30 protein-coding genes are annotated in these 24,362 nt (G+C 52.4%); 12 read left to right on the plus strand and 18 right to left on the minus strand.

Annotated elements, in window-relative coordinates; genetic code table 11:
* Positions 1-29: 29 nt before the first annotated feature.
* From ORD20_RS12165 to ORD20_RS12180, 4 genes are all read left to right on the plus strand, one after another.
* The gene (locus tag ORD20_RS12165) at positions 30-350 is read left to right on the plus strand and encodes a tRNA-binding protein (RefSeq protein ID WP_103374424.1); all 321 of its coding nucleotides are present in this window, start codon (positions 30-32) and stop codon (positions 348-350) included.
* A 47-nt stretch (positions 351-397) separates the two neighbouring features.
* Positions 398-1,402, plus strand: a complete 1,005-nt coding sequence (locus ORD20_RS12170; RefSeq protein ID WP_103374423.1) for a glycosyltransferase — start codon at positions 398-400, stop codon at positions 1,400-1,402.
* 103 nt (positions 1,403-1,505) lie between these two features.
* Positions 1,506-2,315, plus strand: a complete 810-nt coding sequence (locus ORD20_RS12175; RefSeq protein ID WP_430626215.1) for a hypothetical protein — start codon at positions 1,506-1,508, stop codon at positions 2,313-2,315.
* A gap of 18 nt (positions 2,316-2,333) precedes the next feature.
* On the plus strand, positions 2,334-3,347 hold the full coding sequence (locus tag ORD20_RS12180) for an alcohol dehydrogenase catalytic domain-containing protein (protein ID WP_103374421.1): 1,014 nt from the start codon (positions 2,334-2,336) through the stop codon (positions 3,345-3,347).
* A 73-nt stretch (positions 3,348-3,420) separates the two neighbouring features.
* On the opposite strand, the gene ORD20_RS12185 is transcribed toward ORD20_RS12180, so the two are convergent.
* The 4 genes from ORD20_RS12185 to ORD20_RS12200 all read right to left on the minus strand — a co-directional run bounded on the left by ORD20_RS12185 (position 3,421) and on the right by ORD20_RS12200 (position 5,780).
* Positions 3,421-3,639 (minus strand): alpha/beta-type small acid-soluble spore protein, encoded by a 219-nt coding sequence (locus tag ORD20_RS12185; protein ID WP_103374420.1) that lies wholly within the window; start codon positions 3,637-3,639, stop codon positions 3,421-3,423.
* Positions 3,640-3,780: 141 nt separating this feature from the next.
* Positions 3,781-4,302: a hypothetical protein gene (locus ORD20_RS12190; protein WP_430626216.1), complete on the minus strand. Its 522-nt coding sequence runs from the start codon at positions 4,300-4,302 to the stop codon at positions 3,781-3,783.
* A gap of 19 nt (positions 4,303-4,321) precedes the next feature.
* Positions 4,322-4,486, minus strand: a complete 165-nt coding sequence (locus ORD20_RS12195) for a hypothetical protein (RefSeq protein ID WP_430626217.1) — start codon at positions 4,484-4,486, stop codon at positions 4,322-4,324.
* Between the two features lie 31 nt (positions 4,487-4,517).
* Complete coding sequence (locus tag ORD20_RS12200; protein ID WP_103374418.1) at positions 4,518-5,780, minus strand: NAD(P)/FAD-dependent oxidoreductase; 1,263 nt, start codon at positions 5,778-5,780, stop codon at positions 4,518-4,520.
* A 419-nt stretch (positions 5,781-6,199) separates the two neighbouring features.
* On the opposite strand from ORD20_RS12200, the gene ORD20_RS12205 reads away from it, so the two are divergent.
* Together ORD20_RS12205 and ORD20_RS12210 are read left to right on the plus strand one after the other, a co-directional pair.
* Positions 6,200-6,871: an MFS transporter gene (locus ORD20_RS12205; RefSeq protein WP_430626218.1), complete on the plus strand. Its 672-nt coding sequence runs from the start codon at positions 6,200-6,202 to the stop codon at positions 6,869-6,871.
* The gene (locus tag ORD20_RS12210; protein WP_430626219.1) at positions 6,837-7,049 is read left to right on the plus strand and encodes a hypothetical protein; all 213 of its coding nucleotides are present in this window, start codon (positions 6,837-6,839) and stop codon (positions 7,047-7,049) included. The genes ORD20_RS12205 and ORD20_RS12210 overlap by 35 nt, the downstream gene beginning before the upstream one ends.
* 88 nt (positions 7,050-7,137) lie before the next feature.
* Here the strand turns inward: ORD20_RS12210 and ORD20_RS12215 are convergent, their stop codons facing one another.
* The 4 genes from ORD20_RS12215 to ORD20_RS12230 all read right to left on the minus strand — a co-directional run bounded on the left by ORD20_RS12215 (position 7,138) and on the right by ORD20_RS12230 (position 10,687).
* Positions 7,138-8,142, minus strand: a complete 1,005-nt coding sequence (locus ORD20_RS12215) for a hypothetical protein (RefSeq protein WP_103374416.1) — start codon at positions 8,140-8,142, stop codon at positions 7,138-7,140.
* 76 nt (positions 8,143-8,218) lie between these two features.
* The gene (locus tag ORD20_RS12220) at positions 8,219-9,613 is read right to left on the minus strand and encodes a sensor histidine kinase (protein ID WP_103374415.1); all 1,395 of its coding nucleotides are present in this window, start codon (positions 9,611-9,613) and stop codon (positions 8,219-8,221) included.
* Positions 9,614-10,285 carry a response regulator transcription factor gene (locus ORD20_RS12225; RefSeq protein WP_103374414.1) on the minus strand — a complete coding sequence of 224 codons (672 nt, stop codon included), beginning with the start codon at positions 10,283-10,285 and terminating at the stop codon, positions 9,614-9,616.
* Positions 10,286-10,687, minus strand: a complete 402-nt coding sequence (locus ORD20_RS12230; RefSeq protein WP_103374413.1) for a hypothetical protein — start codon at positions 10,685-10,687, stop codon at positions 10,286-10,288.
* A gap of 157 nt (positions 10,688-10,844) precedes the next feature.
* On the opposite strand from ORD20_RS12230, the gene ORD20_RS12235 reads away from it, so the two are divergent.
* Positions 10,845-12,149 (plus strand): hypothetical protein, encoded by a 1,305-nt coding sequence (locus tag ORD20_RS12235; protein ID WP_103374412.1) that lies wholly within the window; start codon positions 10,845-10,847, stop codon positions 12,147-12,149.
* Here ORD20_RS12235 and hisIE read toward each other — a convergent pair.
* The 9 genes from hisIE to hisC form a co-directional block, all read right to left on the minus strand.
* Complete coding sequence (gene hisIE / locus ORD20_RS12240) at positions 12,130-12,732, minus strand: bifunctional phosphoribosyl-AMP cyclohydrolase/phosphoribosyl-ATP diphosphatase HisIE (protein WP_103374411.1); 603 nt, start codon at positions 12,730-12,732, stop codon at positions 12,130-12,132. The genes ORD20_RS12235 and hisIE overlap by 20 nt on opposite strands.
* Positions 12,720-13,478 carry an imidazole glycerol phosphate synthase subunit HisF gene (gene hisF / locus ORD20_RS12245; RefSeq protein ID WP_103374410.1) on the minus strand — a complete coding sequence of 253 codons (759 nt, stop codon included), beginning with the start codon at positions 13,476-13,478 and terminating at the stop codon, positions 12,720-12,722. The genes hisIE and hisF overlap by 13 nt, the downstream gene beginning before the upstream one ends.
* Before the next feature lie 2 nt (positions 13,479-13,480).
* A complete protein-coding gene (locus ORD20_RS12250) occupies positions 13,481-14,185 on the minus strand; it encodes a HisA/HisF-related TIM barrel protein (RefSeq protein WP_103374409.1) in 705 nt (234 codons plus the stop codon).
* The gene (gene hisH, locus ORD20_RS12255; protein ID WP_430626220.1) at positions 14,163-14,675 is read right to left on the minus strand and encodes an imidazole glycerol phosphate synthase subunit HisH; all 513 of its coding nucleotides are present in this window, start codon (positions 14,673-14,675) and stop codon (positions 14,163-14,165) included. The genes ORD20_RS12250 and hisH overlap by 23 nt, the downstream gene beginning before the upstream one ends.
* Positions 14,676-15,257, minus strand: coding sequence for an imidazoleglycerol-phosphate dehydratase HisB (gene hisB / locus ORD20_RS12260; RefSeq protein WP_103374407.1), 582 nt, complete (start codon positions 15,255-15,257; stop codon positions 14,676-14,678). It lies immediately after the preceding gene.
* Positions 15,254-16,477 carry a histidinol dehydrogenase gene (gene hisD, locus ORD20_RS12265; protein WP_103374406.1) on the minus strand — a complete coding sequence of 408 codons (1,224 nt, stop codon included), beginning with the start codon at positions 16,475-16,477 and terminating at the stop codon, positions 15,254-15,256. Before hisD ends, hisB begins: the two co-directional genes overlap by 4 nt.
* A 31-nt stretch (positions 16,478-16,508) precedes the next feature.
* Positions 16,509-17,123 (minus strand): ATP phosphoribosyltransferase, encoded by a 615-nt coding sequence (hisG, locus tag ORD20_RS12270; RefSeq protein WP_103374405.1) that lies wholly within the window; start codon positions 17,121-17,123, stop codon positions 16,509-16,511.
* On the minus strand, positions 17,113-17,955 hold the full coding sequence (locus tag ORD20_RS12275; RefSeq protein ID WP_103374404.1) for an ATP phosphoribosyltransferase regulatory subunit: 843 nt from the start codon (positions 17,953-17,955) through the stop codon (positions 17,113-17,115). Before ORD20_RS12275 ends, hisG begins: the two co-directional genes overlap by 11 nt.
* Positions 17,956-18,029: 74 nt before the next feature.
* Complete coding sequence (gene hisC, locus ORD20_RS12280) at positions 18,030-19,124, minus strand: histidinol-phosphate transaminase (RefSeq protein WP_158246150.1); 1,095 nt, start codon at positions 19,122-19,124, stop codon at positions 18,030-18,032.
* 216 nt (positions 19,125-19,340) lie between these two features.
* Between hisC and ORD20_RS12285 the strand changes: the two genes are divergently transcribed.
* Both ORD20_RS12285 and glnA read left to right on the plus strand, forming a co-directional pair.
* Positions 19,341-19,940 carry a superoxide dismutase gene (locus ORD20_RS12285; protein WP_103374402.1) on the plus strand — a complete coding sequence of 200 codons (600 nt, stop codon included), beginning with the start codon at positions 19,341-19,343 and terminating at the stop codon, positions 19,938-19,940.
* Between the two features lie 216 nt (positions 19,941-20,156).
* Positions 20,157-21,407: a type I glutamate--ammonia ligase gene (gene glnA, locus ORD20_RS12290; RefSeq protein WP_430626221.1), complete on the plus strand. Its 1,251-nt coding sequence runs from the start codon at positions 20,157-20,159 to the stop codon at positions 21,405-21,407.
* Here the strand turns inward: glnA and ORD20_RS12295 are convergent.
* The gene (locus ORD20_RS12295) at positions 21,364-21,690 is read right to left on the minus strand and encodes an alpha/beta fold hydrolase (RefSeq protein WP_430626222.1); all 327 of its coding nucleotides are present in this window, start codon (positions 21,688-21,690) and stop codon (positions 21,364-21,366) included. The genes glnA and ORD20_RS12295 overlap by 44 nt on opposite strands.
* A 175-nt stretch (positions 21,691-21,865) precedes the next feature.
* Here ORD20_RS12295 and ORD20_RS12300 point away from each other — a divergent pair, with 175 nt between their 5' ends.
* From ORD20_RS12300 to mutM, 3 genes are read left to right on the plus strand one after another with little or no spacing between them, the layout of a single operon-like run.
* The gene (locus ORD20_RS12300) at positions 21,866-22,969 is read left to right on the plus strand and encodes a 5'-3' exonuclease (protein WP_430626223.1); all 1,104 of its coding nucleotides are present in this window, start codon (positions 21,866-21,868) and stop codon (positions 22,967-22,969) included.
* Positions 22,932-23,537: a DNA polymerase gene (locus ORD20_RS12305; protein WP_430626224.1), complete on the plus strand. Its 606-nt coding sequence runs from the start codon at positions 22,932-22,934 to the stop codon at positions 23,535-23,537. Before ORD20_RS12300 ends, ORD20_RS12305 begins: the two co-directional genes overlap by 38 nt.
* On the plus strand, positions 23,530-24,345 hold the full coding sequence (gene mutM / locus ORD20_RS12310; protein ID WP_103374399.1) for a bifunctional DNA-formamidopyrimidine glycosylase/DNA-(apurinic or apyrimidinic site) lyase: 816 nt from the start codon (positions 23,530-23,532) through the stop codon (positions 24,343-24,345). Before ORD20_RS12305 ends, mutM begins: the two co-directional genes overlap by 8 nt.
* Positions 24,346-24,362 lie beyond the last annotated feature (17 nt).

The following is a 24,362-nucleotide window of genomic DNA, read 5'->3' on the forward strand; positions in this document are numbered from 1 at the left end:
GTTTCGATACGGAAGAAGGAGGGAATGGCGTGGACGAGGTACAACTTCTGACCTGCCACGTGGGCACTATTATTTCAGCGGAATGGAATGCCCGTGCCAAAAAACCTGCATACCATATGGTAATCGATTTTGGACCACTGGGCCACAAGCACACATCGGCGCAAATTACCCGGCGATACCGTCCGGAAGACTTAATCGGCCGACAAATTATTGCCGCCACCAATTTGCCCCCTAAGCGTGTAGCTGGTGTCGTTTCCGAAGTATTAGTGCTAGGCGCCGAACTCGAGGGGAATGACGTGATATTATTAAACCTTGATAGTCCTGTGCCCAATGGGACCCCCATTAGCTAGGACGAAAGAGCCACTGATGATCTGCATCAGGGAAAGGCGGAGAACGCATGAAAGTAGGTTTGGTCGTCCCGTCGGATACACCGCCGACGGGGGGCAATATGATTTCCGCACAGCGGCTTCAATCAGGGCTGCAAAAATTGGGAATTACGGCGGTGGTTGAGCGGTTTCGGCCGCAACTGCCTGCCTACGACGTCTACCATGCGTGGAATGCTGTACAAGTAGGGCAGGCATTGTTGCGCGAGGGTGTGGAACCGGAACGGATCGTCATTACTTGGACGGGAACCGACCTCTGGGGTGATTGGATTCGCGACAGCCAACCCATACGGCGAACATTGCAAGTGGTGAAGCAACAAGTCGTGTTTACCCCTAACGCTAGGCTTAGGTTGTTGCAAGACGCTCCGGATTGGGAAGATATCGTCCATGTGATTCCACCTTCGGTCGATGACGCTATTTTTTCACCCGAGGGGACGCCCGTTAACCCTACAGATTCGCCTCTCGTTGTCATAGCTGGCGGCGTTCGCCCGGTTAAACGTAGTGCCTGGGCTATCGACTTGGTGGACCGTGCGCGCCGTGCGTTGGGAATGGATTTGCGGCTAGCCATGTTGGGCCCAGTGCGAGATCCGGGTGAATGGGAACGTGTAGTGCAAGGAGCGGAAGGCCGCTCGTGGGTTGAATTGGTCGGGGAAGTTCCCAAAGAGGCGATGGCCGATTGGTATCGCCGGGCTTCAGTGGTTCTCAACACCAGTCAGATCGAAGGGGTCTCCAATGCGTTAATGGAGGCCATGGCGTGTGGGGCCCTGATAGTCGCCACCAATATTCACGGCAATCGATATTTGATTGATTCCCATAAAACGGGAATACTTTTTGATGATGAAGGAGATTTTATTCGAGAGATGCAGTGGATTTTTTCACATCCCGCGGAATCTAATATTTTGCGTCATAATGCCCGGATGCGTATCTTGTCTCAGCACTTGTTGATTCAAGAAGCCGAAGCGTATCACGCGTTATATGACGTGGCTATGAATTCTTGCCCGAAGGGGTGCGGGATATGAGCGTGTATGGACTCATACGGTTTGATATTGAGGATTTCATTACGCCCGAATCTGATGAAGGATTGGCTGCGGTGCTGGCTGCTATGGAAGCATTTGATATGCCATGGCCATGATCCACCGAGAGGCCCAAGTGCGGCGTTCCGGGGATATCTTTATGGTCATGGTGCATCCCACTGAATTGGTGACTACCAAATTTTGGGATGCTGTCAATTTTTCGTTTGGGGCAACGAACAGCACTTTGAGGCCTGCGCCGCTGCGTTCACGTACAGATCGGGATCAAGCGGCACGCGCTTTTTATGCCTATATTAAGGAAATTCACCAAATTTCGGGGATTGAATGGTTGGATGTGAACAGTTTGGCGAACCGCTTAGTGCCTTTGGGAGCGCCTCGGTTGCTCGACCTCACAACATTGCGGACGTCTGTGGCATCCCATGGATTGGGTCCGGTTGTGATCGCCGATGAGAGCTATAGCGCGGCTGATCTCGTTGTGGCAACAGCGCTTAGCATGACAGGGGCGCCTTTAGGAACCCGGTTACCGCGGGTACGGGCGCCACGGGACTGGAGAAGTGAAGAAAATCGCCAGTCAGCGGATGGGGAAAGAATGCCCATTGATGCCGTATTATCAGGTGCGCGGCAAATTGTGAATCACGTCGAAAAGACTCATCGGCTACCGGGGACCGTAACCCTTGGAACGAGCGCGGTGACCATTCAGGACTGGATGCGGACGGCGTTGGCTCAGTTCGCCCCCCATACGACGTCAACGGTGCCCTTAACCTTTTTGAATTTCGTTAAAGAACCCAACGCATTACACTGGGATTGGCCGATCTTTCCACCAGATTTTCGACCGGTTGGGCTGTGGGAAGACACGCGTCGCCTGGCGTGGTCCTTGAAATATTCTCAATATCGAACTTAATGTGAGGAGGATTTAGCTGTGTATGCGATTCGAATTCATGAGCCGGGGGCTGCGCCAGTACTGCAGTATGAAGAGGTTGCGAGTCCAGAGCCAGGACCTGGAGAGGTCAGGGTACGCCTTCGAGCTGCAGGGGTCAACCACCGTGACATTTGGGTTCGTGAAGGCGCCTTTGGGGCGTTTCCCGAACCTCTGATCCCCGGGTCTGATGGTGCTGGAGAAATTGATGCGTTGGGGCCTGGCGCGCGTGATTACCCCGTGGGACAAAAGGTTGTGATTAATCCTGGACTCAGTTGTGGGCGTTGTATCTATTGCTTGTCCGGGCAACAAAATAGTTGCCCTCATTACCGGATATTGGATGGTACGTATGCGGAGCAAGTCGTGGTACCTGTCGTGAACGTGGTTCCGATGCCCAGTGGCTTGACATTCTTAGAGGCGGCATCGATTGGTATTCCATTTGTGACGGCGGAGGACTTTCTGATTCGCGCCCAAGCGGCGGCTGGTCAGACGATTGTCGTGTGGGGAGCCAATGGCGGCTTGGGATTGGCGACGATACAGTTGGCGCATATGCGCCGCATGCGTGTCATCGCGGTGGTTCGGCATGCCAATTACATTGATCGCTTGAAGCAATATGGTGCAACCGACGTGTTGGTATGGGACGGAGCGTCTTTATTGGCGTCGGATATTTTAACCATGACGAATTCGCGTGGCGCCGACATTGTCGTCGACTCCTTGGGACAAGCGACATTTGGGCAGTCCTTGGACATGCTGCGGCGTGGGGGCACCGTGGTGACGGTGGGTGGCACAACAGGGGGGGAAGTGACGATCGACTTAGGTCAAGTGTTTCGGCGCCGACTTACGGTCCTCGGGGCGTATATGGGATCGTCATCGATTTTACCGAGACTGCTGCCCCTGTTTGCTCGAGGCGTGCTCATCCCAATTATTGACCGCACATTTCCCTTAGAACAGGCTTTTCAGGCCCATCAGCGCATGGAAGAGCATGGGCTATTTGGGAATATCGTCTTGGATATTTAAAAATATGATGACATTAAAATGAAGGCTTGCCGTGAACCGGCAAGCCTTGTTAACCATTGCGTGATATGTTGTCTTACCGGCGTCCAGCCATTTGCTGTTCAGCCATTTCAATCATCTTGCGCACCATGTGGCCACCTACTGCCCCACACTGCCGTGAAGGAATTTCACCCCAGTAGCCATCCTCGACACCTTGCAGGCCGAGTTCGCGGGCCACTTCGTACTTAAATTGGTCAAGTGCCCTTGCGGCTCCCTGTACTAGTGCCCGATTGCCAGTGTTGCTTCCACGAGCCATGTTTTCACCTCCGTCTTTCCAACATGGAGGTATTATTGCCGCCGCAGTGGGAGTTTAGCCGCATTTGGCTCGAAAGGAGGCGTGCCAATTTCCGGAAAAAAAGCACCAGCCGCACAAAACGGCTGGTGCGAAGAGCGGTAGTTAATTTGACCGTGGCGGAAGAAACTTAGTGCCGAGAGTGAGACCAAACTGCATGAGGCGCTGCACCTCTTTGTCCTTCATAATGCGCATTAACCCGCCAATACCGCCCAAGTGCGCGGCCTTCTGTTCAGTTTCTGCCGAAGCTTCTTTGACTTTCTCCATAATGCCGGAAATGTCCAGTTTTTCAGCTTTGTGAACTAATCCCGTGATATACTCGTTCCACGGCAGGCTGGCTAGATTAGGATAGGCAATTAACACATTTTGCAGCGACTTGAGAAGACCGGTCTTGCGCAACATGACTACGGTATTCAACAAATCGGGGAGTGTCTCTAGAAATTGCTTATCAAAAATAATGCCTGTGACTTTAATAAAATCAGACATAAACTCATTGGCTAAATCGCCGTTGCGCAACAAGCGAGCCAAGCGCAAGGCATCTGCCAATACAGCCGTCGTTTCCGGATCGGTGGCTTCCGCCGCCAACAGAGCAAGATTTTCCGGACGAATCTGCTTGACGTGCTCCATGAAGGGGCGTCAAGACGTTTTAGGCTGTGATGGCAATCCACTGTGCTGAACCAAAGTCTCCTTTGAGACCTTGATCGACGGCTTGGATGAGTTCACCGAGGCGTGCTAAACCTTGCCATTGCTCTGCCGTGAGGGCAATAGGCGTAGCAGGCTCGGGGTTGTGCGCCATTTCATTTACGGCCATCGCAAGCGCTCCTTATCTCAGACTGCGTATTTTAGCTGAGTTTATCAATGAGGAAGTCAGCGGCAGGAATACCCCAATCGGGGACTTTGCCACGGGTACGGAAGAACATCTCTTTGTACTGCATCTTCATCAGGAAGGGAATGTGTCCCATCTTGAGTTCAGACTTGGTACCGCCATACCAGGTATCCGAGTTGATAGCAAATCCTTTGTTGCCACCCATGTCGCCTAGACAATTGACAACAAAGTGCATCGGCACGTTGGCCTTTTCTGGCGCCATGCGTCCCATATCCATCGCAATTTGTTTACCGACCGTTTCGGCTCCCATGTGCGCCAAGATGCCTAGCTTGGGCACCGTGACGGCTGCCGCATCACCGCACGCAAACACATTGCGGTATTTGGGGTTACGGGTTGTCATGTCGGTCAAAACAAATCCTTGGTCGTCAGAAATGGGAAGATCCTTCATAAAGCTGTGTGCTTTCCAATCTGGAAATACAATTTTGAGTTCAGCTTCTACCGACTGGCCATTGGCAAATTCAATACCATCCTTGGTAAGACGCTTGATGTCATGGACGTTGTTCATATAGTGGTATCCCATCGAACTTGCTGCGGCCAGTAATTGGTTAACAACACCAATACCTGCATCTTCTGCAATGACAGCCGCTGGAGTGAAAACAGTCACCTTTTCTGGGCCGCCCATGCCGTGGCTTTGCAACCAATGTCCAAACGATAGCATGACTTCAACCGGCGGGCCTTCACAAGCAGCTTCTGCCGTAGGAACCAAATCGGTGGACATTGTGCCTTGATGGAACCGCGCTGATCCGACGGCGACGGGGCCGCCTTTGTATTCGTTGGCTAAGAACAAACGCAGCTTTTCTCCGTAAAAGGTGTCACTGACAGTCTGTCCGTATTCGGCAAAGCCTTCGATTTCATCATAGGCAAGACGAGCTCCAATGGCGACAACCACATAGTCATAGTGGATAGTCTCCGGGGCCGAACCGACCCGCTCCGAGGGCACATACTCAACGGTTTGCGCGTCCGGATCAAGGGCCTTGACCTCTCCCTGAATAAAGCGGATATTGTCTTCATGCAATACGTCGACAATCGGCATATGCAAGGTAAGTCCAGGATTGCGGTTTTCAAACACTTCATAAGGAATGTTTGGTACGAATAGGAGATATGGTTTACGGTCGATGACGGTAATGTCTACCGTATCGTGGGCATATTCGCGAATTTTTTGCGCGGCACCTAAGCCGGCAAAGTTTGCACCCAACACAAGTACGTGGGGTTTTCCCATTGAATGAGGCCTCCTTGCCTTCCGGTTGACCCGGTGTTTCAAAGCACTTGTATGGTAACCTTGTCGCATTGGTGCTCTCTATCGTACTTTCGGGGGAATGTTGTCAACTAGCTGGACACTCTTGTGCACTTTACAACTAGCTCCTAAGGACCAATCCGTTGGGAAGTTATAGAGCGACTGCGCAAGGTGGTTAAATGTTTCACAAATAGTGATAGAGGATGGCGACAAGGCTTTTTAAGCGCGATCTGAGCGCAGTTACTCATAGGGATGAGGGATTGGTCCGCCCTAACTGGTCTGAGCGGGGGGATGAGGACCTCTTCCTTTATAGTGAAAAAAGCAGTAAACTGATACTGTTGGTAATGAGACGAGATGCGGTGCAGTAAAATAGGACGGTTGGGTTTAAAGGGAGTGAGGAAACGGTGAGGCGATTTTCACGGACAGCTTGGTCTCAAGGGTCGATCGTGATTTATCTTATTTTAATTTTGACGTTTATGGCGCGAGCTATTTCGTCTATGATGCAGGCAAATAATCCACTGTACGCGCATTCGCTAGGGGTCCGATTAGCGGAAGTGGGCTTGACCACCTCGGTCTATGCCGTCGTGACCATGGTCGTACGTTTTGGATATAGTGCGCGCGTGCGGCTCCATGACGTGCCCCGGGTGATGACAATAGGATTTGTCTTGCTAACCCTTGCGATTGCCGGCGTGCTTTGGAGTCACACGTTCGTCGAATTTCTTATTGCGATCGCGTTAGCAGGGGTGTCCACGGCCCTCATCATGCCGCACCTATTGTCCCTGATGGGGGCTTTGTCGCCAGCCGAGGAACGCGAGAAAAATTTAAGCTATTACTCTTTAGCGCTCTCGACCAGTTTAGTGGTGGCTCCGGTCTTGGGAACACTGGTGTTTAGGGATTGGTGGCGTGGGGTTGGGCCTGATGGGGTGGGCTCCCTCACTGCTGGTGTTTTTGGTCGGGTTTTGGCTATTGGCATGGCCTCACGCCGTGCTGTTTCCGTTAGTCTCGATGCGTATTGCGAGCAGTGTGGAGCGTCCTCTTCTGGTGGCCGCCAATACCGTCGCGCAATCCTCATTTGACCTATCGGGAACGTTTGGGCCCCTGGTTCTCAGTGTGATCATTAGTCATGCGAATATGGGCTGGGGATTTTGGCTGATTGGTGTCTTTCAGTTTGTAGGGATGGCCATTTTTGTTGCAGAGATGCGCCAAGAATTGCTACATCATCGACAGGTGGGACAACGGCCTATGGCTGGATAATCACATAGGCAGTTAGCGTCAGCAGGCCTTTGGGGATTGGCCATGCCAGTCCCCAAAGGCGTATTGCTTTTTGGGGAAGTCCGCCCGGTTAAGGCTGTGAGTGTGGCAATACCCGAATGACCACGGTTTTCAACGGGGAGTCTACATGCACCCAGACCGGTGCCCCGGTAGGCAAGGCGGTCACAAAGGCGCCTTGATGGCCGGGCCATATGACACGAAGGGTGAGTCCTTGAAGTGTAACGGTTTGTTCGCCCCATGCGGTTTGCAAACGCAGAAACGACGGCGTCGCTTTGAGCACAGTACCATAGGCATTGTGTTCCAAAATGTCACGACGGTCTCTGCCGGGCGGAGTCGGCATGAGCGCTAATACCTGGCGGTTCATTAAGTTGACAAAAATGGTGACTTCTTGAGCTTTTTTGAGCGTTTGGAGCGTGTGGGCAGGCTGTGGGAATAGAGGCCAAGACTCTAATGAATAGGTAAACAGGCCGTGGTAGGCGGTCTGCAATGTGACTGTGCTCCCTTGGATAGCCGTGATGGTGGCAGCGAATTTGGCCGGAGGAGCGGCGATAAGGGTCGGCATAAGGCGTGTCCCGTTTTTCGTTCCGAAGACCATCGCGCGTTGACCGTCTTTCAACTGGGACATGCCGACGAGATCGACGCCCCTAGTGGGTAGGGAAAAGGACGTGCCACGCCAGGGAGATTCGATAGACCATTGTTGGCCGGTGTGGTGAAGCTGGCCGCGCGCAACGGGCAAGACCATAAGGTGCGCTTGTTGGTTGGCCTTCCACAAGAGGACCTGCTCGCCTGGACGCAAGATTTTAGCAGTCGCAGGATAAAGGCCTGCTTGGATAGTCGTTTTGGTTAAGGCGACTGTGGACGAGGAGCCGGACGCTTGTAACATCACGGTGACGGATCCGGCTGAGAGCTGGGTAATTTGTCCTTTCCACTTGAGACAAGACCCGACCATCTTGTCGTGGCGCGTTTGCAAAAACATTGCAGGACTGGGCGATGCCGTACGGCTTGTGGGCGCTAAAGGGCTTAAAGACAGTAGACTGGCCAAGGGCATGACCAATTTGGCGAGAGAATTCAACATACCGCCTCCTAAGGGTATTTTTGGTATACACGGTGTTATGCACCAAAAATCAGCAAAGTATGTATGGGTTTCGAATTTAATGGGAAGAGGACAGGGGAAGCCAAATGGTAAATATGGCTCCGTGTTGGGGACTTGGTGCATTCGCTACGGTGACATGTCCGTTAAAGGCTTCGGCTAACGCTTGGACAATGGACAGCCCTAGGCCGCTGCCGCCAGATTTCGATGTCCTGGATCGGTCTCCACGATAAAAACGGTCAAAAATGTGGGGCAAGTCCGCCTCTTTGATACCGGGGCCGTTGTCGGTAACCTCGATGTAGCCCTTATCCATGTGTCGCCCAATCCGCACAGTAATATGTGAACCGGCTGGGGTGTACCGCGCGGCATTTTCGACTAAGTTGAAGACCATCTCGGTCAGTCGATCACGGTCAACGCTTACGACCACCGCGGCTGGGACAAGTTGCAAGAGATGGTCGTGGGTCAGTGGCTCTAACAAAGGCCGTACGGAGGCGATCCACTCTCCAAGATCCACCTCGGAACTGTGGGTGGCAGTGTCTTTCGCATTGTCCAGCCGGGAAAGTGTTAGCAACTGATTCACTAAACGTGCCATTCGTTGTCCTTCTTGGCGCATCGCGTGAAATCCTTGCTTGACTTCTGCCTCGGTGAGATTATCTTCTGAGATTAAGGTGAGAAACCCGTTGAGGGCTGTTAAAGGGGTGCGTAATTCATGGGACGCATCTGCCACAAAACGCCGCATTTGCTCCGAGAGCATTTTCTCTTGGTCAAGGAGCTCTTTGATTGACAAAGACATGGTGTTAATGGCGTCTCCCAATTCGGCCAGTTCCTTTGGCGGATTTTTCAATGTGGTAATGTGACCAATTTCGCCATGCGCAATGCGTGCGGTTCCATCCCGGATCTGTTCTAAAGGGGCTAAACTGTTTTTGACCGAAAGGGAGCCCAACCATCCTGTAATGGCGAGGGAGAGGAATCCGAGAAAAGAAAAAAATTCGATATCGCGAATGAGAATGCGATTTAACGCATGAGACTGGGCCATGAGCCAAACATAGCCCGAGGGATGCAGTGGTGAACCTAACGGAGCATCCACCACCACGTGCTCATGCCAGATAAAGTAGCTTTGTGTGAAGTTAATCGGGGGCACTTGTGGTACCAGTGTAGATGAGTTAGCAATGATGACCCCAAACCGGTTCGTAATCATCACTTCAACGCCGGGCGCCTTGAGACGGCTGACAAGTAAGGTAGCCAAAGAGTGAAAATGGGCTGCGCTGTCCTTTACCATGGCCCGATGAATAATCGGAGCGAGGACCGAGATCTCTTGGTGAAGCGATCGTGCTTCGGAATGAAACAGCACAATCCGTAAGGTTAAATATTGGCTGACTCCGATTACCACGAGCAGAATAGCCAATAGCAAAATTTGGCGACCAATGAGTTCATCGGTCAAAGTTTTCTGGGCCATTTAACTGCCTAACCGGTAACCAAAACCGCGGACAGTTTGAATGAGCTGGCGCGATCGATCTTGCAACTTGTCGCGTAGGCTGGAAATGTGCACTTCCACGAGATTGTCATCGCCAGGATAATCATACCCCCACACATGCTGCAAAATCTGGACTTTGGACAGGACAATGCCCGGATTAAGGAGAAGATATCGCAGAAGCTCATATTCTTTGGCGGTTAGGGTAATGGCCGTGTTTTGCAAGGACACTTTGTGAGCGGCATCGTCCATCATAAGGTCTCCAAATTGAATGGCGGCGTGGTCATCATGGCGAACACGCCGGAGGCCGGCGCGCAGTCTGGCGACCAATTCGTCAAAGTCAAAGGGCTTGATGACGTAATCATCGGCTCCGCCTTCTAAGCCTTGAATGCGGTCAGATACCGCATCACGCGCTGTCAACATGAGAATAAACAAATCAGGATTCTGGCGCAGACGGCGGCTTAGTTGAAACCCATCTTCCCCTGGCATCATCACATCAATAATGGCGGCATGAGGCTGAAATCCGCCTATCGCCTCCATTGCCGTTTGACTATCTTCGCAGGTTAGGACCTCAAAACCCCGGTGGGACAGCCCAATTTTCAGGACATCGCGAATGACCTCTTCGTCATCGACGACTAACACCCGGAAAGAATCCATTTATTTTTTCACAAGCTCCTTATCTAACGGATGAGGTGATAGGAAATATTCTCCCGTATCCCATCCGGCCCGTGCGATGACCCGATTGAGCAAGGGACGATCATTGTCCAACCATTGGGTTTCATGGGCAAAGTCCGGGGGGGGAGAGGGCAGATAATCTGCAAAATAAGTGTGAAGCGCGATACGGACATTGAGGTGAGCCGCGACTTTATTGGCTTCAGCCACGCGAAGTTCGCTGAAGGGCACCTTGCGGCCGATAATGGCCTCCGTGATGTCCAATTCATCGACGAAATTTTGATGTTGTACGGCGTGGTAACGGTCCACTAACGCATTTAAATGTTGTTCCTGGTACGAGGTGAGGGGGCGATCCTTCGCATAACCCCATGACCTTAGAAATGCCATTGTTATCGCATCCTTCCCAAATTCACTCATATCCTTACCAGTATTGTGCCCTGTAACCGGCAAAGTGTCTAGATTTCTTGCTGGAAATTTCCCAATGGCCCATAATTCCCATTACAATAGAAAAATGGTGAAGGCAACGAGAGAAGGGGGTAACACCGTGGCGGTAACCCAAAGCTGGCGGGCAGCAAGCCCGGAGTTAGTTGAACAAATGCGCCAATTATTGCCACATCAGGTGGAGGATTGGGCGACGGAATGGCGCCAGCGCAATTTGCCACTTCAAGAGTTTCTTCGGGCCTTGTGGCGTTTTGCGAGTATGCCACGCATCCGGGAAAATGAGCGCATCCTTTACGAGCGCGTCGACGCCGGACTTATCATCTTGTCATTATCCGTGCTTCCAAGCGATTCGAGCTGGGCGGCCGCGGTGCGGCTTATGCAACGTTTGCTGGTCATGTTAGGCGGCGATAGCATACCGGAGCCGCGTCCGTCCAATGTGGCAGGCAACCTGCATGATGCGTGGTATCAAGGGCACATGGATCAGGCCGAAGCAAGAACCGTGCAATTGGTCCGCCAAGCGGGGATTCGTGGACTGCTCGTTCAGCTTATGGCGCCTTCAGCCCCAGCAACAGTGCCGAGTACGCTGCCATCGCTGTGGCGTGTGAGCACGCGCATGGTTCAGCGATGGAGCGGCCAGGATTTGGTGCTGGGATTTCGGCTGGCGACGCGGGCACAAGCTTCGTGGGTCAGCAACCGCCACCGACTGCAGGTGTTAACGCCTGAATCCGAACAGGCCCGGTACCGCACATGGAATGATACGGCTTATGTCGTCGACTTAATTCGTGAAATGCGGCCCATGGCAGCTTTGGGGGACGTGCTAGCGTGTTATCAACCTCATCTGGCGGGGGCTTTGTTAGCACGCATTGCGCAAGGGGCGGCAGGATTAAGCAATCGGCGTCTGGCCAGCTTGCTCGTGGAAGTCTCAGCCGTCACAGTGGCCACAACTCCGGCGATGGATGCCGACCAAGTGTCCCGGCATCTTCTCGCGATAATGGATTGGCTGCACTTGTCTCGGTACGCACCCTCGGAAACCGATGAGCGAATCGCCATCTGGACAGCTTGGGGATGGTTTTTGGCCGTGGCATTGGCTTTCTTGTCGCCAGATGGGGCGATTGCTGGTGCAGTCCCTGTCGAACCGATCGATGATGACTGTGCCCTGTGGGGGGCGTTGCAGACGGGGAATGCCGACGAGGCGGTTGCACAGGCATGGGCGTTCGGCGATGTGGCCGAAGTTTGGCACGCCATCATCGACGAAGCAGCGGTGATAGCAGCGCCTGACACCTTGCGCATGGTGTGGGCGTATAAGCCGTGGCTGTCCGACGCCGCTTTTGGGGTGCCTCTTCTTCCGGCCGTCGTCCGCATTATGTCGCAGATGCGGCCCGCGCTAGTTATTCGTGGCGGCGTATGAGTTCCTGGTCGAGGGATTGCAAAGTAACTCCGGTGCGGGTTAATAAAACGCTCAGATGATAGAGCAGGTCGGCGCTTTCCCAGACCATGTCGGCGCCTTGCGTCTGGGTGTTTGTAGCCGCCGCGACGATTACCTCAATAGCTTCTTCTCCTATCTTTTTTAATAGGCGCTCCAGGGGTCCTTGCAATAATTGAGCGGTATAAGAGGTGTCTGCAGAGGCATGCAGGCGTTCGCCAATATACGACTGCAAGCGGGCCAGCGGATTAGGAGCGGCAGCGGGACTTTGGTCAAAACACGACGTGGTGCCGCGGTGACAGGCAGGATTGTAGTTGGTGACGAGATAGATAAAACTGTCGTTGTCGCAGTCCGGAATGATGTCTTGCACCGCCAGCACATTTCCGGAGGTCAATCCTTTTTCCCACAAGGCGTGGCGCGACCTGCTGTAAAAATGTGCTCGACCAGTGGATCGCGTTAAGGTTAACGCCTCTTCATCGGCGAATGCCATCATGAGAATTTGCAAGGTTTCAGCGTGCTGCACCACCACCGGATAGAGAGTTTTGTCATTTTCGATTAAAGGGGCCACCGTACATCAATTCCTTCCTCTAAGAGAGATTGCTTGATTGTTCCCACGGTCGTCTGATTTTGATGCAGTAATGAGGCGAGCAACACCGCTTGTTGCCCTTCCCGAATGGCTTCGGCTAAATGCTCGACGCGTCCGGCACCGCCCGATGCAATGATCGGACGTGACACGTGTTGACGGGCATAACGGAGCATAGGCAGGTCATAGCCATTTTGTGTACCATCACGGTCAATGCTGGTCAATAAAAATTCCCCGGCGCCTAAGTCTTGGGCGCGCCGCATCCAATCTCCTAGTTCGTGCTCTGTGCGGGTACGTCCCCCGTGCACGTATACTTGATAGTGATCTTCTTCCCATTTTGCATCGATCGCTACAACAAGGCATTGCGAACCCCAACGGCGCGATACGTGGCTTAAAATTTCAGGATGTTCAATCCCGTACGTATTGATGGACACTTTGTCGGCTCCGTGTTCCAGTAGTTCTTCCACATGGCGGATGGACCGAATGCCTCCACCTACGGTTAAGGGGATAGTTAAAACTTCCCGAGCTCGTTGAATAAGCGCTAAGCTTAATTCTTCCTCCTCTACCGTGGCGATGATGTCGAGCCAGACCAACTCATCCGCACCGTCGTCACAGTATTTGACGGCTAGCGCCACGGGGTCCCCGGCATCTTTTAGGTCTTGGAAGTGAACCCCTTTGACAACGCGCCCATGTTTAACGTCTAGGCAGGGAATAATGCGTGGTTTGACCATCTTTAGAACACCCCTTTGCATTGGTGAAGATCAATTTGCCCAGAGACCCACGCTTTTCCGATAACCGCACGTCCAATACCCATCGCCTCTAGCAGGGCGAGATCTTCCATATGGGCAATGCCTCCCCCGGCGCCAATTTCGCCAGGGTACTGCCCCGTTTCGCGCCAGAATGCAGGGTCTAGCCCAATAAGCGTCCCGTCTCGGGAGATGTCGGTAATATTACAAAGCGTAAAACCCATGTGATATAAGGGGAACCATTCTGTATCAGCGGCTAGACCGTTGGTGGTCCAGCCACGCAGCATAGCGCGACCGTCCTTGATGTCAATACTCGCAACCAGCTTATGCGGACCAAATTGATGGAGGAGGTCTTGGGCCCACGCTTTGTCTTCGATTAGGCGCGTTCCCAACACAACGCGGCATGCACCAGAATCCAGGGCCTTTTGAACCTGCTGGGTCTCGCGAAACCCACCACCCACTTCGACATCAATTCCTAAGCGAGCCATACGTTCCAACAGTGGCCACGCGGAAAAGGATCCGTCTTTGGCGCCCTTAAGGTCGACTAAATGAATGCGCTTGGGGAGGGCATGATAACGCTCTTGAAAAAGTGCGAGGGGATCGTCGGTGTACGCGGTAACACGGTTATATGACCCGCGTTCTAATCGCACCATCTGCCCATCAAACCAATCAACGGCTGGCCATATTTCCATAAGTTTCCACCACTTCTAAAAAGTTTTGTAACAATCTCGTGCCGTTTGGACCACTCAGTTCGGGATGAAATTGGACGCCATATAACGAGCCGGATTCAATGGCCACGGGGAAGCTCTCATAATAATCGGTGATGCCCCGTACAATGGCTGCTTCGTGTGGCTGAATGCGGTACGTATGCACAAAATAAAAAATGGGACGAACAATGTTATGCCATAAAAAAGGGTGATCGGTGACGGCGACATCATTCCACCCAATATGAGGCAACACAGGCGCTTGAAGACTTGGCACATTGCCCTTGAGCCACCCGAGTCCTTCGCCTCCCTCATCTCCTTGCTCAAAAAAGAGCTGCATGCCGAGACAAATGCCTAAAATCGGGGTGGATTGGTCCGTTGTTTGGTGAATGACGTGAGGATTCTGTCCGAGACGGTGCAAAGCGGCTAGGAGGCTACCAAGATTGCCATTGCCGTAATCGATGACGGCCAATTCCATTTACAACACCCCTTTAGTCGAGGGAATTCCCCACTCTGGATTAATCCGCACGGCTTCCCACAAGGCTTGCCCCAGCGCTTTAAAGGTCGCTTCGTAGACATGGTGCGCGTTATGGCCCGCTTGGCAAACCAAATGCAAGGTGATGCCACTATGGGCGGCAAAGGCCCGAAAAAATTCCGGCCAGACTTCGGCGTTAACGCCGTTGACCATCCGGTCAGGAAAGTCCCCTGAGAGATATAATTGGCCGCGGCCAGAGATATCGAGAGCACACAGCACCAACGCATCATCCATGGGCACGTACCGCTGACCATACCGGTAAATGCCGTGGCCATCCCCGACGGCTTCGCGTAGCACTTGACCCATGACAATCCCCACATCTTCTACAAGGTGATGGGGATCCACCTCGATGTCCCCGGTGGCTTGAATCTGCCATCGCGTATGTCCGTGCTTTCCCATCGCCGTTAGAAAATGGGTAAACAGTGGGAGGTTCGTTGAAATTTCCAAGGGCCTATCGGTGTCAAGGTTGACAGCGACTACGACATCTGTTTCGAAGGTTTTGCGGTGTTTTTGGCTTTCTCTCATAACGGCACATCCTTGGATTGGCTACGCAAAGCGTGTCGGGTTTGGAGGGATTGTTCATGGAATTGCAGACCCTCCATGGCGGCAAGGACTTGGCCATAGGATAAATACGCATCAGGCATAGTCTCTTGCGCTTCAATAATCGACATCCGCCGCGTGAAAGTACGAGTGGATAATCCGGGCAAAAAGCGTCCGGTGCCTGCAGTCGGTAAGACGTGGCTAGGACCGGCCACGTAGTCACCTAGGGCTTGGCCCGCTAACCACCCCACGAATAACGCACCGGCAGTACGGATTTGGGAGGCTAGGGCTTCAGCTTCTTTTCCAATCAGGCCTAAGTGTTCAGGAGCTGTACGATTGGCAAACGCGACCGCTTCCCAAGGAGATGAGACGGTGATCCAGTCGATAGGACCTAAGGGCGCGTTACGGTGCATGGTGGCAGTGGTGACAACACGTTGCACCTCTGCCATTAACGGGGCATCCCACGAAACCATGTAGGCGTGTGCATCACGTGCATGTTCGGCTTGAGCCAGGAGGTCCATGGCCACAACCTCTGGCGGAGCGCCAGGGGATGCAATGATGAGAACTTCTGACGGTCCCGCAATCACATCAATGCCGGTCACTTTGCGACGAAATAGCTCTTGTTTGGCTTCAGCAACATATTGGTTACCAGGCCCTGCAATTAAATCCACAGGGTCCAGAAGGCCGGCAAGCCCATACCCTAAGGCGGCGATAGCTTGGGCACCGCCTAATCTGACCACAGTTCGAATACCCAGCGCCTGCAGCGCATAAATCCAAACGGGGTCAGGATCTTGCGCCTTGGGGGCAATAGCGACCACGATGTCTTGAACGCCGGCCACTTGCGCAGGAATTGCCGTCATGAAAAGACTTGAGATGAGGGGATATTGGCCATTGGGAACGTAGATTCCGACTCGCTCTAATGGCACCATGCGTTCCGTCAAAATTAAGCCAGGGGCTTGTTCCACCTGAATGTCATGCGGTTTAGTCGCTTCGTGAAAGGCACGGATTTGGGTGATAGCAAAATCCATGGCGTCTTTTTGTAAGCGGTCGATGGCTGCGGGGGGGAGCGTGGTAATGTCCCAAATGACCGCGTCTGGGCTTAGCTCAATGCCATCAAAACGGGCGGTGTATTCTAATGCTTTGGAAATGCCATTGTCGCGAATGTCGTCTAGAATTTGACGCACCGTAGCAGATACCGTGTCCATGAGAAAGCCTCCTGATAAAGTGAAAGGTCGTTTACGGATTTAGCCTGTTTCTCAGATGCTCGAGAGCTGGCTTTGTACGCCAGTGTGACGGGTTTGCAATCAAACGGGCGCTTGATTCCATGATTGTGGCGATTTCCACTAATTGGTGTTGGCGTAGAGTGCTCCCTGTGTCCACAATATCAACGATGTATGGTGCCAGTCCAATGACAGGTGCTAACTCGAGACTCCCGGACAAGGGAACAATTTCGACGGGGTGATGGTGGACGGCAAAATACGCCTGCGCGATTCTTTGGTATTTCGTGGCGATCCGGGTAGGACCGGCTGGCCACTGACGTTCTTTACCGGCCAAGACCACACGGCACGTCGCAAAATGGAGGTCGGCCACTTGGATGATTTGCGCATTGGGATGTTCTTCGAGAACGTCGAGCCCGACAATGCCGAGATCAGCGATGCCCATAGCGACAAACGTCGGAATATCTCGCGCGCGGGCAATGAGCATTCCAGGCCGGGCCGCTTCAGGGGAGAACCAGAGTTTGCGTGATTCTTTGTCAATAGGCCACGGGAGACCTTGCTGCTCCCACAATGTTTCAGCGCCCTCGAGGATTCGGCCTTTAGCAACTGCAACGGTCACGTTATCAAAGGTCATGAGATTCTTGCTCCATTTCTTGCTGGACGGCTTGATACAGAGAGTCCAGATATAAGGTAAAGCCGACACCGTGCCATGTGCGACCATGCACGTCGGCCATGAAGCGGCCGCCATTTAATAGAGGTTGGCCAATATCTTTCAAATATAAAGAGAATACGAGGTCGGTGTAATAGGGCCAATTGCCGGTGAGCGATAAATCCCAGCGGGTAGCCATATGTTGGTCGATAGCATTTTGAAGCCGTGCTATATGGTCAAAATCCGCCTCGGGCAGCGTGTCTTGGAGTGCACGAACAAAGTCGTCATACGTCTTGGGTAACAACAAGCGCCGAGTTTTGGGCGAGGTGGGGGCTAACAGTGATTCCGCTTGGACGAGGTTGCCCGCACGCAAGGCATCACGAACGGAATGGCGCACGACAGGAAGGACGGCTTCAGCGGCCATGGCCTGATCCAGAAGGCCTAAGTGTCCCATTACCATCACCGTTTTCTCTGCGAGACGGGGCCACTGCTCAATGAGTTGCATAATGAGTTGCACCGCCATCAGTTCATGCTGGGGGCCGCCTTCGCCAAGAATTTCCACATCAACTGTTTCGGCCCAACGTCCGTGACCGGGGTCGTAGACAGGCCCAAGGGAAAACACTTTGAGCGGCAAATTGAGATGGCTTTCCGGAAACGAGCTTAAGAGTTCCAAGATGGATTGAGTATGGTCCTCACGATAATGACCGGATTGCGCCGGCGCCGTCGGCACCGGAAAAAAGCTTTGGGCTAAGAACTGATTGATGACCCTAATCATCAACGCGTATTCACTACGGTTCTGTTTTAACCATTCGTCCACCCTAGCACCTCATTACATTAGCGATTCAGCGAACTAAAGTACTTGTAAGACATTAGCCAACTTTAGACGATTTGTCAACCCCGGCCAATGGCGTCAAACGCGGCAAAGAATTGTTCTAGGATGGGAATGGGCGCTACAGTTACCCGCAGATGATGAGGCAGTCCCCAGGCGCTGGCTGGGCGTGTAATGAATCCCGCCTGTTCCAATTTAGCAGCCCACACACGCGCATCAGATTTCAGATCGACCGTGACGAAGTTAGCATACGATGGCCAAAACGAATAGCCGCGCGTTTGCCATTGCCTGGCCATGTATTGCCTGGCTGCTATCGTTTCCGATAAGACATTCTGGATGTAGGTTTGATCTTCAAGTGCGGCTTGGGCAGCGCTTAATGCCACCCGATTCACAGAGAAAGGCTGTCGAGCGGTTTTCAAAGGGCTAATAATATAATCAGGGGCGGCAGCCCAGCCAATGCGAAGGCCGGCTAATGCATAGATTTTGGAAAGGGTTCGCACCATAATAACGGGATGGCCTTTGGCGATCGATTCTTGAGCTTGTAAATGCTCAGTATGGTTGGCAAATTCAACGTAGGCTTGGTCTAGTACAACTAAGATGTTATCCGGCAATGCGGCCAGAAAAGATTCCCATGCGGTATGTTTAATAATCCCTCCCGTGGGGTTGTTGGGGGTGCAAAGAAAAATAATGCGAGTTCTATCAGTCACTTGATTCAAGACATCATCGAGGTCAACGGCTCCCTCAGGTGTTAACTGGGCTGTAACACCCCGGGCTCCTGTCATCAAGGTGCCGTGTCGATAGGCCGAAAAGCTTGGAACAGGATAGATGACTTCATCGTTGGCCCCGGCGTAGGTGACCGCAATCAGTTCCAACAACTCGTCGGCGCCATTTCCCACAATAAGCTGGGTCGGTGCGAAGTGGTGAATGCGGCCTAACGTTTCATAAAGGCTCGCCGGGTCGCTTTCAGGATAAAATGTCAAGCCTGAAGCCACCGCCTGTTGAGCGGCTTCGATGGCACGTGGGGAAGGTCCCCATAAACTCTCATTGGATGATAATTTGACGAGGGTGGATATGCCGGTGTCTTTCATGACGGACTCAATGGAACGGCCGGGAACATAAGGATTTAGTTGCTTGATGCTAGGTTTGGGTGCAATCACTGCACTACCCCTCTTTCTGCCCATGAATTGGGCAAGCTTTCTCAGGAGGCAAGAGGACTGTTCCTGATATTTATTTCAGAATAGTCCTAGTAGCCCCTTGGGGGCAAGTTGTCCAAATTCTGTTATACTAATAGGGGCCAATAATGCCAAGAACTACAAACGATGGCGTCCAATGGCATGGACTGCGAAACTTCTTAAACGACAGGAGGATGTTGAATGGCAGAGGAGCGCAAATACCGCGACCTTAAAGAGAGCTGCTTAAGCATGGAAGGCATCAGCAAAGAAGAAATTGAGCAGCATTACGGGATTTTGTATAAAGGATATGTTAACAAGCTAAACGAAATTCGAAACAAGATGGAATCGGTCGACCTATCTACCGCGAACCAATCTTACAGTGAATTGCGGGCGTTGAAGACCGAGGAAAGCTTTTGCCTTAACGGGTCAAAATTGCACGAATGGTATTTTGACAACATGGGAGGTAAAGGCGGCGAACCAACGGGGCGTGCCAAAGAATTAATTGATCGGGACTTTGGCTCGTTTCAAAAATTTGAAGCGGAATTCAAAGCAACAGGGTTAGCCGTGCGCGGATGGGTTGTGCTAGCCTATGACCTCGATGATGAAAAATTGCACATCGTCGGTCAAGATGCACACAACGTGGGTGTGCCGTGGGGAGCCTATCCCTTGTTTGTGATGGACGTGTATGAGCACTCGTACGGGCTAGATTATGGGGTGAAGCGCGCACCTTACATAGACGCATTCATGAAGAATGTCGACTGGGATGAGGTTAACGCGCGTTTAGCCAAATATCACATCTAAAAGAGAACCAACGAAACAGGCCCAGCAGAAGCGATTCTGGGCCTGTTTTTGCATAAGGATGGGACGTCAGGGCATAGTAAAAGGGTCTGTAAGATTTGAGCAAAAAGCTTACAAGCTGTATTGACATACCGGCAGATACATTCATATACTTAACAACGTATTGACATGTGTTCCGTCAAAGAGAACATTTCTTGTAAATTTAGAGGGGGATTTCAGGTGAAAGCTGAGGACGTGTTGCGCACCATCCGTGAAAAGCAAATTGAAATGATAGATGTGCATATTATTGACATGCCAGGAATTTGGCAACATGTAACGATTCCCGTGAGTGAAGTAGACGAAGAGACCTTTTCTCATGGCATTCCCTTTGACGGGTCCAGTATAAGAGGGTTCCGCGGCATTGAAGAAAGCGACATGCTCATGGTGCCCGATCCGGACACGGCGGTGATTGACCCGTTTGCACCTGTCCCCACGCTTAGCCTTGTGGCCGATGTGTACGATCCGAAACATGTCGCATATCAAAGAGATCCCCGGCGTGTCGCACAAAACGCGGAAGCATATTTAAAGGCTTCAGGCATTGCGGATACATCTTTTTGGGGCCCGGAACTGGAGTTTTTCATCTTTGATAGCGTGCGCTATATCAATCAAGGGCATCATGCTGCTTACATGGTGGACTCGGGGGAAGGATTCTGGAATTCGTTTCAGGAAGGTAGTTTAGGCCACACCATTCGCACTAAGGAAGGCTATTTTCCCGTTCCGCCTTTAGACAGCACAGCCGCTTTGCGTACAGCGATGGTGAAAGCGTTACAAAGCGTGGGAATTCGTGTGGAAATGCACCATCATGAGGTGGCGACGGCGGGCCAGGGAGAAATTGATCTACGATTCAATACCCTAACAAAGCAGGCGGACACCGTGATGATGTACAAATATGTGGTCCGTAATGTGGCCCAGCAGCACGGCAAGACCGTCACCTTCATGCCCAAGCCTATATTCGGGGATAACGGCAATGGGATGCATGTCCACCAGTCTTTATGGAAAGATGGAAAGCCGTTGTTTTATGCCGAGGAACCCGACGCATACGCGCATATGTCACCATTGGCGTTAAGTTATATTGCCGGCGTGCTCAAGCATGCCAGGGCTCTGTTAGCCTTCACTAATCCCTCTACCAACAGTTACCGTCGTCTAGTGCCGGGCTACGAGGCGCCTGTGAACATTGTGTTCTCGCATGGTAACCGTTCTGCGGCTATTCGTATCCCCGTCAACAACAATGCGAAAGCCAGTCGGATTGAGTTCCGCACTCCTGACGCCACATCCAATCCGTATTTGGCGTTCGCCGCTTTGCTAATGGCTGGCCTTGATGGTATTCGTAAAGGCTTGGATCCGGTGAAGGAAGGCTTCGGTCCCATGGATAAGAATATCTATGCACTCAGCGCGGCCGAATTGGCGACGATCCAAAGTGTTCCAGGATGAGCCTGGGACCAGTTCCGACCAAGACCAACGCCGCAACCTTATCAGGGACTAATAACGCGAGCGTCTGGGCGATAGCGCCTCCCATGGAATGACCAACGAGAACGGCGGGTTCGTGAATTTGCGGCACAATCCAATCTGCGAGGGCAGCAATCAAATGATCCGGCAATATTTGGGGTTTTGCGGGCAAATTGAGAAACATCGTGGGCCAAGGCAATCGGTGTTGTCGAGACCACGTGTGTGCGGTCGAACCGGCTCCATGAATAAAAATCCACGGCTGTGGCAAAAGTAGACCTCCTCGCCTCGTATGGCGTATGAGATAGGTTTGTGAGCGTAGTCGATATCAGTTACTATAGTATAGATCACTTTTTGCGAAGATGCCGAAGTGCTGAGAATAGACCGCTACACTTGTGGCAGCCAATCTTTCGGGGGATTTTTAGTGAAGGAGCCCACATAATTCCATGCCTACGCAACTACTCATAGATGGCCATAGCCTTCTTTTTCGAGCATATCATGCGCTTTCAGCTCAAAATTTGCAGGCGGCGGACGGAACGCCGACGGGTGCAATTCATGGGTTTTTGGCGATGGTGCTCAAAGTTATTGGTCAAGAACATCCGGACCGGGTGATTATTGCCTATGATGGTCCCCACAAGACCTTTCGCCACGCGCAATATGCTGAGTACAAGGGAACGCGTAAAGAAGCTCCCGACGACTTTCGCGTTCAAGTCCCTTTAGCGCTGGACATTGCCAGTCACCTCGGGATTCCTACGATTATGGTTGATGGCTACGAGGCGGACGATGTGATTGGTACGTTATCGGTCATGGGGCGTGCACGCCATTACCGTACCTTGATTGTGACGGGAGACCGCGATTTGTTGCAACTCGTGGATGATGATACCACGGTGCTTCTGACGTCACGAACAGGCATTAGTGATATGGATCGCATGGACGCTCAAAAAGTGGAGGAAAAATTGGGCGTGGCCCCGGTGCAAGTGCCTGATTTGAAAGGGCTCATGGGGGATAGCTCAGACAATATACCGGGAGTCAAAGGGATTGGAGAGCAGTCGGCGCGGGAATTAATTCGCCGGTATGGATCCGTGGACAACCTTTTAGAACATGTGGATACACTGGATAACACGCGGTGGATAAAGGCACTTAAGGGCCACGAAGAGGATGCCCGAACGAGTCGAGATTTAGCGACCATTATTCGCGATGTTCCCCTTCAGTGGCCTGACGTGGCAGAACCCTTTACGCCTGCGCCCGATGCCCACGCGTCAGAACTGCTCAACCGTCTAGCGCTACATGCTATAGAAAGACGGTTAGGCCAGGCGCCGCGTTCGGCGGACGAGGTGGCCACCGCCGCAGAGGAGACAGTCCAGCATGCGGTAACCCGGGATCAAGAACGAGTCTTGTGGAGCCAATTAGCTGCCAATCCAAAATATTTGGTGGTGCATAGCGACGACACCGGCATTTGGGTTATGGACCCTGAAGGGCATATGGCCCCGTGGCAAAATGAGCCGTGGCCCGATGTGCCATTATGGACATGGGATAGTAAGGCGCTTTGATGAGGTCGATAGTACATGGCGCAGTCGAGCCAAAGCGGTCAATTTTGGTATTGTGTACGGAATTTCTGATTTCGGGTTGGCTCGCGATACTGGAGTCAGTCAACGAGAAGCTAAAGATTATATTGCCCGGTACTTTGCGCGCTATCCTAAGCTGAAAGAGTACTTTGACCGTGTCATCGAATCGGCGCGGGAGGAGGGATTGGTCCGCACCATCATGGGACGTATCCGCCCTCTTCGCGATATTCATTCCAAAAATCGCGCGCGACGCCAGTATGCCGAGCGTATGGCAATGAATACAGCCATTCAGGGAAGTGCCGCTGACTTAATTAAGATTGCGATGGTGAACTTGGGGAAACGCCTGCGCCAAGAGTCGTTTCAAAGCCAATTGGTACTGCAGGTGCATGATGAACTCATTTGGGACGCAACGGAAGAAGAAAAGTATTCTCTGGCGCGGTTGGCGAAAGAGTATATGACGAGCGCTATGCAGCTGAAAGTGCCTTTGGAAGTAGAATTTAAGCAAGGAATAACATGGGAAAGTATGACGTCATGGGAGATTCCTGATGCCTGAGTTGCCAGAGGTCGAAACAATTCGCTTCTATTTAACCGAGACGGTATTAGGCCAACGGGTTAATACGGTCAAGCATTTAGACCAACGCATGGTGAAAACTGGCTCAGCCAGCGCAGAGGAAATCACTCGTCGTTTGCCGGGGCGCATGGTAAAATCCATAAAGCGGCGGGGCAAGTTTCTTTTCCTTGAGTGGGATACCCAAGATCATTTGCTGGTGCATCTCGGGATGTCGGGGCGCTTAATTTGGATCCCCGACAGTGCACCATGGGTAACCCATACACATATGGTGTTGGGCTTTCGAGATTTTGACCTGCGCTTGAGTGACCCACGGCGTTTTGGGCGAATTGGGTGGCTCCCAGCGGGCGAGGAGCCCGGGGCGCAATTGGGCGTTGAGCCTCTTGGCCGGCGGTTGACCCGTCAATTTCTCGCCCAAAAGCTTAAAGGGCGCTCTGCGCCGATAAAAGCTCTACTGCTCGATCAGCGGATTATTGCGGGATTGGGCAACATTTATGTGGATGAATCGTTGTTTCAGGCTCGGATTAGGCCGGATCGCCCAGGCAGCAGTTTGACCCCTGCCGAGATCACGCGAATGATTCGTGCAATTCGGGCGGTCCTGAAACAGGCTATTATGCACCGCGGCACAACATTTTCCGATTATGTCGACGCCCTAGGACATCCTGGTGAAAACCAGGCCTATCTCTGGGTCTATGGGCGCAGTGGGCAGGAATGCCGCCGTTGCGGTCATCTTTTGGCACAGCAGGTTATTGCGGGCCGCACGAGCCACTTTTGTGGGCACTGTCAATCATGAGACGGATGAGGAGGAAT

The organism is Sulfobacillus thermotolerans (assembly GCF_039623705.1).
Taxonomy (GTDB): Bacteria; Bacillota; Sulfobacillia; order Sulfobacillales; family Sulfobacillaceae; genus Sulfobacillus; species Sulfobacillus thermotolerans.

What these genes read in the sequence shown, in the direction of transcription:
- ORD20_RS12195 (WP_430626217.1), bottom strand. Translation starts at nt 4,486, where the DNA reads ATGGCCGTAAATGAAATGGCGCACAACCCCGAGCCTGCTACGCCTATT.
- hisG (WP_103374405.1), bottom strand. Translation starts at nt 17,123, where the DNA reads ATGACCTTTGATAACGTGACCGTTGCAGTTGCTAAAGGCCGAATCCTC.
- hisF (WP_103374410.1), bottom strand. Translation starts at nt 13,478, where the DNA reads ATGGTCAAACCACGCATTATTCCCTGCCTAGACGTTAAACATGGGCGC.
- hisH (WP_430626220.1), bottom strand. Translation starts at nt 14,675, where the DNA reads ATGGAATTGGCCGTCATCGATTACGGCAATGGCAATCTTGGTAGCCTC.
- ORD20_RS12220 (WP_103374415.1), bottom strand. Translation starts at nt 9,613, where the DNA reads ATGGCCCAGAAAACTTTGACCGATGAACTCATTGGTCGCCAAATTTTG.
- ORD20_RS12175 (WP_430626215.1), top strand. Translation starts at nt 1,506, where the DNA reads ATGGCCATGATCCACCGAGAGGCCCAAGTGCGGCGTTCCGGGGATATC.
- ORD20_RS12170 (WP_103374423.1), top strand. Translation starts at nt 398, where the DNA reads ATGAAAGTAGGTTTGGTCGTCCCGTCGGATACACCGCCGACGGGGGGC.
- ORD20_RS12300 (WP_430626223.1), top strand. Translation starts at nt 21,866, where the DNA reads ATGCCTACGCAACTACTCATAGATGGCCATAGCCTTCTTTTTCGAGCA.
- ORD20_RS12225 (WP_103374414.1), bottom strand. Translation starts at nt 10,285, where the DNA reads ATGGATTCTTTCCGGGTGTTAGTCGTCGATGACGAAGAGGTCATTCGC.
- ORD20_RS12215 (WP_103374416.1), bottom strand. Translation starts at nt 8,142, where the DNA reads ATGTTGAATTCTCTCGCCAAATTGGTCATGCCCTTGGCCAGTCTACTG.
- ORD20_RS12230 (WP_103374413.1), bottom strand. Translation starts at nt 10,687, where the DNA reads ATGGCATTTCTAAGGTCATGGGGTTATGCGAAGGATCGCCCCCTCACC.
- ORD20_RS12250 (WP_103374409.1), bottom strand. Translation starts at nt 14,185, where the DNA reads ATGGAAATATGGCCAGCCGTTGATTGGTTTGATGGGCAGATGGTGCGA.
- hisB (WP_103374407.1), bottom strand. Translation starts at nt 15,257, where the DNA reads ATGAGAGAAAGCCAAAAACACCGCAAAACCTTCGAAACAGATGTCGTA.
- ORD20_RS12285 (WP_103374402.1), top strand. Translation starts at nt 19,341, where the DNA reads ATGGCAGAGGAGCGCAAATACCGCGACCTTAAAGAGAGCTGCTTAAGC.
- ORD20_RS12305 (WP_430626224.1), top strand. Translation starts at nt 22,932, where the DNA reads ATGTGCCATTATGGACATGGGATAGTAAGGCGCTTTGATGAGGTCGAT.
- hisD (WP_103374406.1), bottom strand. Translation starts at nt 16,477, where the DNA reads ATGGACACGGTATCTGCTACGGTGCGTCAAATTCTAGACGACATTCGC.
- mutM (WP_103374399.1), top strand. Translation starts at nt 23,530, where the DNA reads ATGCCTGAGTTGCCAGAGGTCGAAACAATTCGCTTCTATTTAACCGAG.
- ORD20_RS12200 (WP_103374418.1), bottom strand. Translation starts at nt 5,780, where the DNA reads ATGGGAAAACCCCACGTACTTGTGTTGGGTGCAAACTTTGCCGGCTTA.
- ORD20_RS12190 (WP_430626216.1), bottom strand. Translation starts at nt 4,302, where the DNA reads ATGGAGCACGTCAAGCAGATTCGTCCGGAAAATCTTGCTCTGTTGGCG.
- ORD20_RS12185 (WP_103374420.1), bottom strand. Translation starts at nt 3,639, where the DNA reads ATGGCTCGTGGAAGCAACACTGGCAATCGGGCACTAGTACAGGGAGCC.